A 12,752-nucleotide genomic window follows, 5' to 3' on the forward strand; every position below is an offset into this window, starting at 1 on the left:
CTCCCGGCTCCGGCTGAACAGTTATACCGCTCTAACGTCAACGTAAAACATACGTTCGATAACTTCGTTGAGGGTAAGTCTAACCAACTGGCTCGCGCGGCGGCGCGTCAGGTGGCTGATAACCCAGGCGGCGCATATAACCCTTTATTCCTTTATGGCGGCACGGGTTTAGGTAAAACGCACCTTTTGCATGCTGTTGGCAACGGTATTATTGCTCGCAAACCGAATGCAAAAGTGGTGTACATGCACTCTGAGCGTTTCGTTCAGGACATGGTAAAAGCACTGCAAAACAACGCTATTGAAGAGTTCAAACGTTACTACCGTTCTGTTGATGCGCTGCTCATTGATGACATTCAATTCTTTGCTAATAAAGAGCGCTCACAAGAAGAATTCTTCCACACCTTCAACGCCCTGCTTGAAGGTAATCAACAGATCATTCTGACTTCGGATCGTTATCCAAAAGAGATCAACGGTGTTGAAGATCGTCTGAAATCTCGTTTCGGTTGGGGACTGACGGTAGCGATTGAACCGCCGGAACTGGAAACTCGCGTTGCGATCCTGATGAAAAAAGCTGACGAGAATGACATTCGTCTGCCAGGTGAAGTGGCTTTCTTTATTGCCAAGCGTTTACGTTCTAACGTGCGTGAGCTTGAAGGAGCACTGAACCGTGTTATTGCCAATGCCAACTTTACTGGCCGGGCGATAACCATCGACTTCGTGCGTGAAGCGCTGCGTGACTTGCTGGCGCTGCAAGAAAAACTCGTTACCATCGACAATATCCAAAAGACGGTGGCCGAGTACTATAAAATAAAGATTGCTGACCTGTTGTCCAAGCGTCGTTCTCGCTCGGTTGCCCGTCCACGTCAAATGGCGATGGCGCTGGCGAAGGAACTGACTAACCATAGCTTGCCAGAAATCGGCGATGCCTTTGGTGGCCGCGACCATACTACGGTCCTGCACGCCTGCCGTAAGATTGAGCAGTTGCGTGAAGAAAGCCACGACATCAAAGAAGATTTCTCCAACTTAATCAGAACATTATCTTCGTGACGCTATGAAATTTACCGTTGAACGTGAAACTTTATTAAAACCGCTGCAACAGGTGAGTGGCCCCTTAGGTGGCCGTCCGACGTTACCGATTCTCGGCAACCTGCTGTTGCAAGTCGCGGAAGGGACTCTTTCATTAACAGGCACTGACCTGGAAATGGAGATGGTCGCGCGTGTCGCATTGGTGCAACCGCATGAGCCGGGTGCTACAACCGTTCCTGCGCGTAAATTTTTCGACATCTGTCGTGGTTTGCCAGAAGGTGCAGAAATCGCTGTTCAGCTTGAGGGCGACCGCATGTTGGTGCGCTCCGGGCGTAGCCGTTTCTCGCTTTCAACGCTGCCTGCGGCGGATTTCCCGAACCTGGACGACTGGCAGAGCGAAGTCGAATTCACGCTCCCGCAAGCGACCATGAAACGCCTGATTGAAGCCACGCAGTTTTCTATGGCGCATCAGGACGTCCGTTACTATTTGAACGGCATGTTGTTTGAAACCGAAGGCGAAGAACTACGCACCGTGGCGACCGATGGTCACCGCCTGGCTGTGTGTTCAATGCCGGTCGGTCAGTCTCTGCCTAACCATTCGGTGATCGTGCCGCGTAAAGGCGTGATTGAGCTGATGCGTATGCTCGACGGCGGTGATTCACCGCTGCGCATTCAAATTGGCAGCAACAACATTCGAGCTCACGTCGGCGACTTTATCTTCACTTCTAAGCTGGTTGATGGCCGTTTCCCGGATTATCGCCGCGTATTGCCGAAGAATCCGGACAAACATCTCGATGCCAGCTGTGATTTGCTGAAACAAGCGTTTTCGCGGGCGGCGATTTTGTCGAATGAGAAATTCCGTGGCGTTCGTCTGCAAGTGATTGCCAATCAGTTGAAAATCACCGCGAACAACCCGGAACAGGAAGAAGCCGAAGAGATTCTGGACGTCACTTATGACGGCACAGATATGGAAATCGGCTTTAACGTCAGTTACGTGCTTGATGTACTGAACGCACTGAAGTGCGAGAACGTACGCATTTTGCTGACTGACTCTGTTTCCAGCGTGCAAATTGAAGATGCAGCTTCTCAGGCCGCGGCCTATGTCGTCATGCCAATGAGACTGTAGATGTCGCTGTCGCGTTTACTGATTAAAGACTTTCGTAATATCGAAAATGCGGACCTGGCTCTCTCTCCAGGGTTTAATTTCCTGGTGGGAGCCAACGGAAGCGGCAAAACCAGCGTGCTTGAGGCGATTTATACCCTCGGGCACGGGCGTGCTTTCCGCAGTCTGAAAATTGAACGTGTGATCCGCCATGAAACAGAATCCTTTGTCCTGCATGGGCGTATACAGAACGGCGAGCGGGAAACCTCTGTTGGCCTGACCAAAGACCGTGCAGGCGACAGCAAAGTGCGCATTGATGGTAGCGACGGCCACAAAGTGGCAGAGCTCGCGCTGTTAATGCCCATGCAACTTATCACCCCTGAAGGGTTTACATTGCTCAACGGCGGTCCCAAATACCGTAGAGCTTTCCTCGATTGGGGATGTTTCCACAACGAACCAGGTTTTTTCGTCGCCTGGAGCAATCTCAAGCGCCTGCTAAAGCAACGTAACGCTGCGTTGCGGCAAGTCACGCGCTATGCGCAACTACGGCCATGGGATCAAGAGCTTATCCCACTCGCGGAGCAAATCAGCCGCTGGCGCGCCGAGTACAGTGCAGCCATTGCCGATGACATGGCAGATACCTGTGCGCAATTTCTACCGGAATTCGCGCTTAACTTTTCCTTCCAGCGTGGTTGGGAAAAAGAGAGTGACTACGGTGAGCTACTGGAGCGCAACTTCGAGCGCGACAGAATGCTGACCTACACCGCCCACGGCCCTCACAAAGCTGATTTCAGAATTCGTGCAGACGGTGCGCCGGTAGAAGATACGTTGTCGCGTGGGCAACTTAAATTACTGATGTGCGCCTTACGACTGGCGCAGGGTGAGTTTCTCACCCGACAGAACGGGCAGCGTTGCCTGTATCTGATAGATGATTTTGCCTCTGAACTAGATGATGCACGTCGTGGTCTATTAGCCAGCCGGTTAAAGGCGACGGAATCACAGGTTTTTGTAAGCGCGATTAGCGCAGAACATGTGATGGATATGGCGGACAAAAATTCGAAGATGTTCGCCGTGGATCAGGGTAAAATAACGGATTAACCCAAGAATAAATGAGCGAGAAACGTTGATGTCGAATTCTTATGACTCCTCCAGTATCAAAGTCCTTAAAGGGCTGGATGCGGTACGTAAGCGCCCAGGCATGTATATCGGCGATACGGACGACGGCACCGGTCTGCACCACATGGTATTTGAGGTCGTAGATAACGCTATCGACGAAGCACTTGCCGGTCACTGTAAAGACATCGTTGTCACCATCCATGCTGATAACTCTGTTTCCGTAACCGATGATGGTCGTGGTATTCCTACCGGTATTCACCCTGAAGAAGGTGTGTCTGCTGCCGAAGTTATCATGACCGTGCTTCATGCCGGCGGTAAGTTCGATGACAACTCTTATAAAGTTTCTGGCGGTCTGCACGGCGTGGGTGTTTCGGTTGTTAACGCCCTGTCTCAGAAGCTGGAACTGCTGATTCGCCGTGAAGGCAAAGTACACCAGCAAACTTACATCCACGGCGTGCCACAAGCGCCGCTGGCGGCAACGGGTGATACCGATGCAACCGGTACGCAAGTCCGTTTCTGGCCAAGCCACGAAACCTTCACCAATGTGATTGAGTTTGAATACGACATTCTGGCTAAACGCCTGCGTGAACTGTCGTTCCTGAACTCTGGTGTTTCTATCCGCCTGATTGATAAGCGTGATGGCCGCCAGGACCACTTCCACTACGAAGGTGGTATCCGCGCATTTGTTGAATACCTCAACAAAAACAAAACCCCCATTCACCCAACTGTGTTCTATTTCAGCACTGAAAAAGACGGCATTGGCGTAGAAGTGGCGTTGCAGTGGAACGATGGTTTCCAGGAAAACATCTACTGCTTTACCAACAACATCCCGCAGCGCGATGGGGGTACGCACCTGGCCGGTTTCCGCGCCGCAATGACGCGTACGCTGAACGCGTATATGGATAAAGAAGGCTACAGCAAAAAAGCGAAAGTGAGCGCCACCGGTGACGATGCCCGTGAAGGCCTGATTGCTGTTGTCTCCGTAAAAGTTCCAGACCCTAAATTCTCTTCTCAGACCAAAGACAAACTGGTTTCTTCAGAAGTGAAAACAGCGGTCGAGCAGCAGATGAACGAACTGCTGTCTGAATACCTGCTGGAAAACCCGTCTGACGCGAAAATCGTCGTCGGTAAAATTATTGATGCGGCTCGTGCTCGTGAAGCAGCACGTCGCGCACGTGAAATGACCCGTCGTAAAGGCGCGCTGGATTTGGCTGGTCTGCCAGGCAAACTGGCTGACTGCCAGGAACGCGACCCGGCTCACTCCGAACTGTACCTTGTGGAAGGGGACTCTGCGGGCGGCTCTGCAAAACAGGGGCGTAACCGTAAGAACCAGGCGATCCTGCCGCTGAAAGGTAAAATTCTGAACGTTGAGAAAGCGCGTTTTGACAAAATGCTCGCCTCTCAGGAAGTTGCCACGCTGATTACTGCGTTGGGCTGCGGCATTGGCCGTGACGAATACAACCCGGACAAACTGCGTTACCACAGCATCATCATCATGACGGATGCGGACGTCGATGGTTCACACATCCGTACCCTGCTGCTGACCTTCTTCTACCGTCAGATGCCTGAAATCGTTGAACGCGGCCATGTGTATATCGCGCAGCCACCGCTGTACAAAGTGAAGAAAGGCAAGCAAGAGCAGTACATCAAAGATGATGAAGCGATGGACCAATACCAGATCGCAATCGCACTGGATGGCGCAACGCTGCACACCAATGCCCACGCACCAGCCATTGCTGGCGAAGCGCTGGAAAAACTGGTGTCTGAGTTTAAAGCCTGCCAGAAAATGATTGGTCGCATGGAGCGCCGTTATCCGCGCAACTTGCTGAACAACCTGGTATATCACCCGACGCTGGCTGACGCCGATTTGGTTGACGAAAGCAAAGTGAATGCCTGGGTTTCTGCTCTGGTCACCGCGCTTAACGAAAACGAGCAGCACGGCAGCACCTGGAACTCCCTGGTTCGCCATAACCGTGAACTGAATCTTTTTGAGCCGGTGATTCGTGTGCGTACCCACGGCGTTGATACTGACTATCCGTTGGAGCAAGAGTTTATCGTGGGTGGTGAATACCGTCGTATTTGCACCCTGGGCGAGAAACTACGCGGTCTGATCGAAGAAGATGCGTTCATTGAACGTGGCGAGCGCCAACAGCCCGTTGCCAGCTTCGAGCAGGCGCTGGAGTGGTTGGGCAAAGAGTCACGTCGTGGCCTGTCTATTCAGCGTTACAAAGGTTTGGGCGAAATGAACCCGGATCAGCTGTGGGAAACCACGATGGACCCACAAAGCCGTCGTATGTTGCGCGTGACTGTAAAAGACGCGATTGCAGCCGATCAGCTGTTCACCACCCTGATGGGTGATGCGGTTGAACCACGTCGTGCATTTATCGAAGAAAACGCCCTGAAAGCGGCGAATATCGATATCTAAGCTAAGTCATGCTGGTGGGCAATTTGCTCACCAGCATATCTACCGCCAGCCTTACTCTGAGCGGGAGATGAGATGTCTGAAGCCACACCGCATGGGTTTCATAAACATTATCCAAATCCTCACGCAGTATCCTCACCAGCTTCCCATTCTGTAACTCTTCTTCAATCAGCCAGCAAGGCAGTAGCGCAACACCCAATCCGGCAATCGCTGCATCTGCAATCGCTTCTAAATTGTCCATCATCACCCGTGATTTCGGGACAAACTCGCTTTTCTTGCCGCCATCGGCATTAATAACCCAGCGATGCGGCACGCCAGCATTCATGTAATTGAACACTTCGTGGTGCGATAAATCATCGATGGTTTGCGGTTCACCGTGTTGCATCAAATAGCGAGGCGACGCGCAAATCATCATGCGGTGCTCGCCAATCTTTCGCGCCACCAGGCCACTGCTGTCAGGTAATTTTCCGTTGCGAATCACCAGATCTAATCCGTCTTCAACCAGGTCAGAAATTTTATCGCTAAACAGCAAATCCACTGCCAGATTTGGATGCTGGCTCGCAAACTCTACCAACAAAGGCGCGATGCACATGCGCCCATAAAGCACCGGCATGGAGACACGCAACCGCCCACTGACGCTCTTTTTTCCGCTTTCTAGCAGCGTTTGGGCCGCATTAATTTCTGCCAGCGCTCGTAGGCAATGCTCATAGAACAGTGCGCCGTCATCCGTCAGTGCCAGGCTGCGCGTGGTGCGCTGAAACAGCCGGACAGCGAGCCGTTGCTCGAGCTGAGCCACTGTTTTTCCGACCGCAGAACGTGAAAGATGCAGGCGCTCCGCCGCAAGAGCAAAACTCCCCGCTTCAACTGCGGTCACAAAAACAGAGATCCCCTTCAGTTGTTCACTCATCTTTTGTATCCATTCTGGAACCAATATCGAGAAAATCTATCGCCACTGGTGACTCCAGGCCAGCGATATACTTCCGTTTGTGATGAATTAATCGAATACGCGGAGCAAATGATGAGCCAGACAACGAGCAAAACCATGCAACGCTGGACCATGAACGCCGTTGGGCGTGAAAACCTGACGCTCTCTACAGCAGCGATTCCAGCACCTGGCCCCGGTGAAGTTCTGGTGCGGGTCAATGCAGTATCGCTCAATTACCGCGACAAAATGGTGATTGACGGAACCATGCCGTTAGCACTTCCATTCCCTTTTACTCCAGCGTCCGATATGGCAGGTGTGATTGAAAGCATCGGCGAAGGCGTTACTCGCTTCCAGGCGGGGGCGCGAGTTATCTCAACGTTCTCGCCCGGCTGGATAGACGGCAAACCAAACGGAACGGCTCGCACTCCACCGTACCGCACGCTCGGCGGGGTTTATCAGGGGATGCTCGCGCAATACGTGGTGATGAATGAAAACTGGCTGGTAGCCTCACCTGAAAGTCTTGACGATATTCAGGCCAGCACATTGCCGTGCGCAGGGCTGACCGCCTGGTTTGCGCTGGTGGAGCGCGGCGGCATACACGCCGGGCAATCCGTGCTGGTGCAGGGAACCGGCGGTGTTTCAATGTTTGCTCTGCAAATTGCCAAAGCCCACGGTGCCGAGGTTTTTGTTACCTCAGGGAGCGATGAAAAACTGGCGCGTGCCAAAGCGCTCGGGGCGGATCACGGCATCAATCGACTGGAAAGTGATTGGGTCGATGCGATTTATGAACTGACTCAGGAACGCGGTATCGACCATATTATTGAAACCGTTGGCGGTGCGAACCTGGCAAATTCCCTGCGTGCGGTTGCCGTTCATGGGCGCATATCGGTGATTGGCGTCCTGGAAGGCTTTGAGTTCTCAGGCCCGGCAGGTGAGCTATTACTGAAATCCCCGACGATTCAGGGGATTGGCGTTGGGCATCGCCGTGCTCTTGAAAATTTCGTGCGCGCCATTGACGCAAGCAACATCCAACCGGTCATCGAAACCTGCTACCGTCTGGATGAGCTGCCGCAGGCACTGGAGCACCTCGACCGTGGAGCATTCGGCAAAATCGTCTTAACCCTCCCGTGATTGACTACACTTCAAGTACACACTTCGTGAATGCAAGAGGACACGGTCATGGGTTTATTCGATCAAGTTACTGGCATGATGGGGGGTGGCGATGCAGGTAAATTCAAAGTCATCCTTACATGGATAAATGAACAAGGCGGCATTCAGGCAATTCTGGAGCGGTTTCGCGAAAAAGGTTTCTCAGATGTGGTCACTTCATGGCTGAGTGGCGCGCATAATCAAAGCGTTAGCCCTGAGCAAATACAAGATGTCCTGGGCACGCCTGCAATTAGCGGCCTGGCCGAGAAACTCGGGATTGATGTGGGAAGTGCCTCTCAGTTGCTGGCAGAGCAGTTCCCGAAAATTGTCGATACTTTATCGCCAGCAGGTGAAGTCGCTCACGATGAAGATTTGCTGACCAAAGGTTTCCATATGCTGAAGGATAAATTCTTCCGCTAATACCCGCCTTTCTGCAACTCGAATTATTTTGGGTATAAACGCCACTCACGCCAGTTTTTTTACGGTTCCGGGTGGCGTTTTCTTACCGTTAAAACGGACCTATTTCTTAAGCAACGTAGCGCTATTTTTGCAGGCTTAATCGCGTTAGCATGAGATAAACTCACTACCTCAGATAATCCTATGCCTATAAAACTCATTGCTATTGATATGGACGGCACACTGTTGCTGCCAGACCACACCATTTCTCCAGCCGTTAAAGCAGCCATCGCCAGCGCGCGCGAACGCGGCGTCAACGTTGTTTTGTGTACCGGACGTCCTTTTGCAGGTGTTGAGAGCTATCTCAAAGAGCTGCATATGGATAAACCGAATGACTACTGCATTACCTATAACGGTGCATTAGTTCAGAAGGCCAACGATGGCAGCACCGTGGCGCAAACCGCGCTGAGTTATGACGACTATCGCTACCTGGAACAGCTTTCCCGCGAAGTCGGTTCCCACTTCCACGCGCTGGACAGATACACGCTGTACACCGCGAACCGCGATATCAGCTACTACACCGTTCATGAATCCTTTGTCGCCAATATCCCGCTGGTATTCAGCGAGCCAGAAAACATGGATAAAAACGGCGCGTACCTGAAAGTGATGATGATCGACGAGCCAGCGATTCTGGATAAAGCCATCGCTAAAATTCCAGCCGATGTGTATGAGCGTTATACGCTACTGAAAAGCTCGCCTTATTTCCTCGAGATCCTCGATAAGCGCGTTAACAAAGGCACAGGCGTGAAAGCGCTGGCGGAATCCTTAGGCATCAAGCAAGAAGAAGTGATGACGCTGGGCGATCAGGAAAACGACATCGCGATGCTGGAATACGCGGGTATCGGTGTGGCGATGGAAAACGCCATTGATAAAGTGAAAGAAGTCAGTAACTTCGTCACGAAATCTAACCTCGAAGATGGCGTTGCGTATGCGATTGAGAAGTTTGTTCTGAACTGATCCCATGCTGAAATTGAAACAGAAACCCTGGCTTTTGCGCCGGGGTTTTTTTTGATCTTATTTTTATCAATTGTCTGTTTTGTGATCCAAATTGTAGTACAACCTATCTATGTTGTACTACATTACGCACATAAGAAGAATAATCTGTCTGACATTGGTACTTCAAAATAGCGGTGTTTTTCAGCGATCGCGGTAAAGTGGGGTTAAAACCTACGTTGAACAGGGCAAACCATGACTAAGACCGATCGCATCATCGTGACGCTGGGCAAACAGATTGTCGGCGGCAAGTACACACCGGGCGCTGCATTACCGTCAGAAGCGGACTTATGTGAGGAGTTCGAAACCTCACGCAACATTATCCGCGAAGTTTTTCGCTCCTTGATGGCGAAGCGCTTAGTTGAAATGAAACGTTATCGCGGCGCTTTTGTGCAGTCGCGTAACCAGTGGAATTACCTCGATACCGAAGTGTTGCAGTGGGTGCTGGAAAACGATTACGACCCGCGTCTGATTAGCGCCATGAGCGAAGTGCGAAATCTGGTCGAACCCGCTATCGCACGCTGGGCCGCAGAACGGGCCACATCAAGTGACCTGGCACGTATCGAAGGCGCACTCAACGACATGGTGGCGAATAACCAGGATCGTGACGCGTTTAACGAAGCCGATATCCGCTACCACGAAGCGGTGCTGGAATCGGTGCATAACCCGGTGCTTCAGCAGTTAAGTATCGCAATAAGCTCACTCCAGCGTGCCGTTTTTGAACGCACCTGGATGGGTGATGAAGCCAACATGCCGCAAACGCTTCAGGAGCATAAAGCGCTATTCGATGCGATTCGCCATCAGGATAGAGAGGCGGCAGAAAAAGCGGCGCTGACAATGATTGCCAGCTCCACCCGACGACTAAAGGAAATCACATGACATCACGTTACATCGCTATTGACTGGGGTTCGACTAACCTGCGCGCCTGGCTCTACCAGGACGGTATTTGCATTGATAGTCGCCAGACCACCGCGGGCGTTACGCGCCTGAACGGTAAAACCCCAGAAGCGGTGTTCGATGAAGTTACCCAGGGCTGGCGTGAAAAGACTACGCCAGTACTGATGGCCGGAATGGTAGGCAGCAATGCCGGGTGGAAAATAGCCCCTTACCTGCCGTGTCCGGCGCGGTTTTCTGATTTAAGCCAGCAACTGACTCCGGTGCTGGATAACGTCTGGATCATTCCCGGTCTTAGCGTCCAGAGCGACGATAACTGCAACGTGATGCGTGGTGAAGAAACCCAGCTTCTCGGTGCGCGTACTCTTGGCCCGTCGTCGCTCTACATCATGCCGGGAACGCACTGCAAATGGGTTCATGCGGATAACGAAACGGTGCAGGATTTCCGAACCGTGATGACCGGCGAGCTGCATCATATCCTGCTCAATCACTCCTTAATTGGCGCAGGTCTGCCTGAGCAACAAACCAGCCACGAATCCTTCGAGGCCGGGCTGCATCGCGGTATTAACGACAGCGATTTGTTGCCACGACTTTTTGAAATACGGGCTGCCCATGTGTTGGGTGAACTGCCGCGTAGCGAAGTCAGCGAATTTCTTTCCGGGTTGTTGATTGGTAATGAAGTGGCGGCGATGGCTCGCCTGTACGCTCCGGACACTCAACAGCCTGTCACTATTGTTGCTAATCCATCCCTGAGCCAGCGTTATATCAAAGCGCTTGAGTTGCTGGGCTACCAGGCGAAAGTGCTGGATGGCGACAATGCATTCCAGGCAGGAATAAGGAGTATTGCAAATGCAGTGGCAAACTAATCTTCCGCTCATCGCTATTTTGCGCGGTATTACGCCGGATGAAGCGCACGCCCACGTTGCCGCGTTGCTGGATGCGGGATTTGACGCGATAGAAATCCCGATGAATTCACCAAACTGGCAGCAAAGTATTCGCGCGATGGTTGCGGAATTTGGGCATCGTGCACTGATCGGTGCAGGGACCGTTTTGAAACCCGATCAGGTCAATGAACTGGCTGAGATGGGCGGCAAACTGGTCGTCACACCGAATACGCAGCCGGAAGTTATTCGTCGCGCTGTCGCCAACGGAATGACGGTCTGCGCCGGTTGTGCGACCGCCTCAGAAGCGTTTACCGCACTGGATGCGGGCGCTCAGGCCCTGAAGATCTTCCCTTCTTCCTCTTTTGGCCCGGACTACATCAAAGCGCTGAAAGCAGTGCTGCCGCCAGAAGTACCCGTTTTTGCCGTTGGCGGTGTGACACCTGAAAACCTGGTGCAATGGCTAAAAGCTGGCTGCGCTGGAGCAGGTCTTGGCAGCGATTTATACCGTGCTGGTCAATCTGTTGAGCGTACAACTGAGAAGGCGAAAGCATTTGTTAAAGCGTACAAGGAGGCTGTGCAGCCATGAAAATTACTAAATTAACCACTTACCAATTACCGCCGCGCTGGATGTTCCTGAAAATTGAAACTGATGAAGGCGTGGTTGGCTGGGGCGAACCGGTTATTGAAGGTCGGGCAAAAAGCGTTGAGGCAGCCGTTCATGAATTAAGTGAAATGCTGATTGGTCAGGACCCTGCACGTATTAATGATTTATGGCAAGTGATGTATCGCGGCGGTTTTTATCGTGGTGGCCCTATTCTGATGAGCGCAATTGCCGGTATTGACCAGGCATTGTGGGATATTAAGGGTAAAGTATTAAACGCTCCTGTCTGGCAATTAATGGGTGGACTGGTTCGCGACAAAATTAAAGCCTATAGCTGGGTCGGCGGCGATCGCCCATCAGAAGTGATTGAAGGTATTTCTGCATTGCGGAAAATTGGTTTTGACACCTTTAAATTAAATGGCTGCGAAGAAATGGGAATTATTGATAACTCCCGTAAAATTGATGCCGCTGTTAATACCGTTGCACAAATTCGCGAAGCCTTTGGTAATGAAATTGAATTTGGTCTGGATTTCCATGGCCGTGTCAGTGCGCCAATGGCGAAAGTGTTAATTAAAGAATTAGAGCAATATCGCCCGCTGTTTATTGAAGAACCGGTTCTTGCCGAGCAAGCCGAATACTATCCGCGTCTGGCGGCACAAACCCACATTCCAATCGCCGCAGGCGAACGTATGTTCTCGCGTTTTGAGTTCAAACGCGTACTCGAAGCGGGCGGACTGGCGATTCTGCAACCCGATCTTTCTCATGCGGGTGGTATCACCGAGTGCTACAAAATCGCCGGTATGGCTGAAGCTTATGACGTTTCACTGGCTCCACATTGCCCGCTTGGCCCAATCGCACTGGCTGCATGTTTGCATATCGACTTTGTGTCCCGCAACGCGGTGTTCCAAGAACAAAGCATGGGGATTCATTACAACAAAGGAGCGGAATTACTCGACTTCGTGAAAAACAAAGACGATTTCAAAATGGATGGCGGTCACTTTATGCCATTAATGAAACCGGGCCTTGGTGTAGAAATTGACGAAGAAAAAGTCATTGAACGTAGTAAAAATGTGACCGACTGGCGCAACCCTTTATGGCGTTACGAAGATGGTGCTGTAGCCGAGTGGTGATAATTATTTTATAGCTGACCCGCAATACCAAAATAAACACAAAACACCCTATGT

General features: G+C 51.7%; 12 protein-coding genes. 11 read left to right on the top strand and 1 reads right to left on the bottom strand.

Annotated elements, in window-relative coordinates; all coding sequences use genetic code 11:
• The 4 genes from dnaA to gyrB form a co-directional block, all read left to right on the top strand.
• A partial coding sequence (dnaA, locus tag DY231_RS00005; RefSeq protein WP_115626818.1) for a chromosomal replication initiator protein DnaA occupies positions 1 to 1,047 on the top strand: 1,047 nt, incomplete at its 5' end.
• Positions 1,048 to 1,051: 4 nt separating this feature from the next.
• Entirely contained in the window at positions 1,052 to 2,152 is a 1,101-nt protein-coding gene (gene dnaN, locus DY231_RS00010) for a DNA polymerase III subunit beta (protein ID WP_034499793.1), read from the top strand.
• Positions 2,153 to 3,226: a DNA replication/repair protein RecF gene (gene recF / locus DY231_RS00015; RefSeq protein ID WP_034499790.1), complete on the top strand. Its 1,074-nt coding sequence runs from the start codon at positions 2,153 to 2,155 to the stop codon at positions 3,224 to 3,226.
• Positions 3,227 to 3,254: 28 nt separating this feature from the next.
• A complete protein-coding gene (gene gyrB / locus DY231_RS00020; protein ID WP_115626819.1) occupies positions 3,255 to 5,669 on the top strand; it encodes a DNA topoisomerase (ATP-hydrolyzing) subunit B in 2,415 nt (804 codons plus the stop codon).
• A 1-nt stretch (position 5,670) separates the two neighbouring features.
• Here gyrB and DY231_RS00025 read toward each other — a convergent pair whose 3' ends face one another.
• Positions 5,671 to 6,573, bottom strand: coding sequence for a LysR family transcriptional regulator (locus tag DY231_RS00025; protein ID WP_115626820.1), 903 nt, complete (start codon positions 6,571 to 6,573; stop codon positions 5,671 to 5,673).
• A gap of 111 nt (positions 6,574 to 6,684) precedes the next feature.
• On the opposite strand from DY231_RS00025, the gene DY231_RS00030 reads away from it, so the two are divergent.
• From DY231_RS00030 to dgoD, 7 genes are all read left to right on the top strand, one after another.
• On the top strand, positions 6,685 to 7,722 hold the full coding sequence (locus DY231_RS00030) for a zinc-dependent alcohol dehydrogenase family protein (protein ID WP_115626821.1): 1,038 nt from the start codon (positions 6,685 to 6,687) through the stop codon (positions 7,720 to 7,722).
• A gap of 48 nt (positions 7,723 to 7,770) precedes the next feature.
• Entirely contained in the window at positions 7,771 to 8,160 is a 390-nt protein-coding gene (locus DY231_RS00035) for a YidB family protein (protein WP_115626822.1), read from the top strand.
• Between the two features lie 180 nt (positions 8,161 to 8,340).
• Entirely contained in the window at positions 8,341 to 9,153 is an 813-nt protein-coding gene (gene yidA / locus DY231_RS00040) for a sugar-phosphatase (protein WP_115626823.1), read from the top strand.
• Positions 9,154 to 9,384: 231 nt separating this feature from the next.
• Complete coding sequence (dgoR, locus tag DY231_RS00045; RefSeq protein WP_115626824.1) at positions 9,385 to 10,068, top strand: D-galactonate utilization transcriptional regulator DgoR; 684 nt, start codon at positions 9,385 to 9,387, stop codon at positions 10,066 to 10,068.
• Positions 10,065 to 10,949 (top strand): 2-dehydro-3-deoxygalactonokinase, encoded by an 885-nt coding sequence (locus DY231_RS00050; RefSeq protein WP_115626825.1) that lies wholly within the window; start codon positions 10,065 to 10,067, stop codon positions 10,947 to 10,949. The genes dgoR and DY231_RS00050 overlap by 4 nt, the downstream gene beginning before the upstream one ends.
• On the top strand, positions 10,933 to 11,553 hold the full coding sequence (locus DY231_RS00055; RefSeq protein ID WP_115626826.1) for a 2-dehydro-3-deoxy-6-phosphogalactonate aldolase: 621 nt from the start codon (positions 10,933 to 10,935) through the stop codon (positions 11,551 to 11,553). Before DY231_RS00050 ends, DY231_RS00055 begins: the two co-directional genes overlap by 17 nt.
• Positions 11,550 to 12,698 (top strand): galactonate dehydratase, encoded by a 1,149-nt coding sequence (dgoD, locus tag DY231_RS00060; RefSeq protein ID WP_115626827.1) that lies wholly within the window; start codon positions 11,550 to 11,552, stop codon positions 12,696 to 12,698. Before DY231_RS00055 ends, dgoD begins: the two co-directional genes overlap by 4 nt.
• The last annotated feature ends 54 nt before the right edge of the window (positions 12,699 to 12,752 follow it).

Source organism: Buttiauxella agrestis, from assembly GCF_900446255.1.
GTDB classification, from domain to species: domain Bacteria; phylum Pseudomonadota; class Gammaproteobacteria; order Enterobacterales; family Enterobacteriaceae; genus Buttiauxella; species Buttiauxella agrestis.

What these genes read in the sequence shown, in the direction of transcription:
- dnaN (WP_034499793.1), top strand. Translation starts at nt 1,052, where the DNA reads ATGAAATTTACCGTTGAACGTGAAACTTTATTAAAACCGCTGCAACAG.
- recF (WP_034499790.1), top strand. Translation starts at nt 2,153, where the DNA reads ATGTCGCTGTCGCGTTTACTGATTAAAGACTTTCGTAATATCGAAAAT.
- gyrB (WP_115626819.1), top strand. Translation starts at nt 3,255, where the DNA reads ATGTCGAATTCTTATGACTCCTCCAGTATCAAAGTCCTTAAAGGGCTG.
- DY231_RS00025 (WP_115626820.1), bottom strand. Translation starts at nt 6,573, where the DNA reads ATGAGTGAACAACTGAAGGGGATCTCTGTTTTTGTGACCGCAGTTGAA.
- DY231_RS00030 (WP_115626821.1), top strand. Translation starts at nt 6,685, where the DNA reads ATGAGCCAGACAACGAGCAAAACCATGCAACGCTGGACCATGAACGCC.
- DY231_RS00035 (WP_115626822.1), top strand. Translation starts at nt 7,771, where the DNA reads ATGGGTTTATTCGATCAAGTTACTGGCATGATGGGGGGTGGCGATGCA.
- yidA (WP_115626823.1), top strand. Translation starts at nt 8,341, where the DNA reads ATGCCTATAAAACTCATTGCTATTGATATGGACGGCACACTGTTGCTG.
- dgoR (WP_115626824.1), top strand. Translation starts at nt 9,385, where the DNA reads ATGACTAAGACCGATCGCATCATCGTGACGCTGGGCAAACAGATTGTC.
- DY231_RS00050 (WP_115626825.1), top strand. Translation starts at nt 10,065, where the DNA reads ATGACATCACGTTACATCGCTATTGACTGGGGTTCGACTAACCTGCGC.
- DY231_RS00055 (WP_115626826.1), top strand. Translation starts at nt 10,933, where the DNA reads ATGCAGTGGCAAACTAATCTTCCGCTCATCGCTATTTTGCGCGGTATT.
- dgoD (WP_115626827.1), top strand. Translation starts at nt 11,550, where the DNA reads ATGAAAATTACTAAATTAACCACTTACCAATTACCGCCGCGCTGGATG.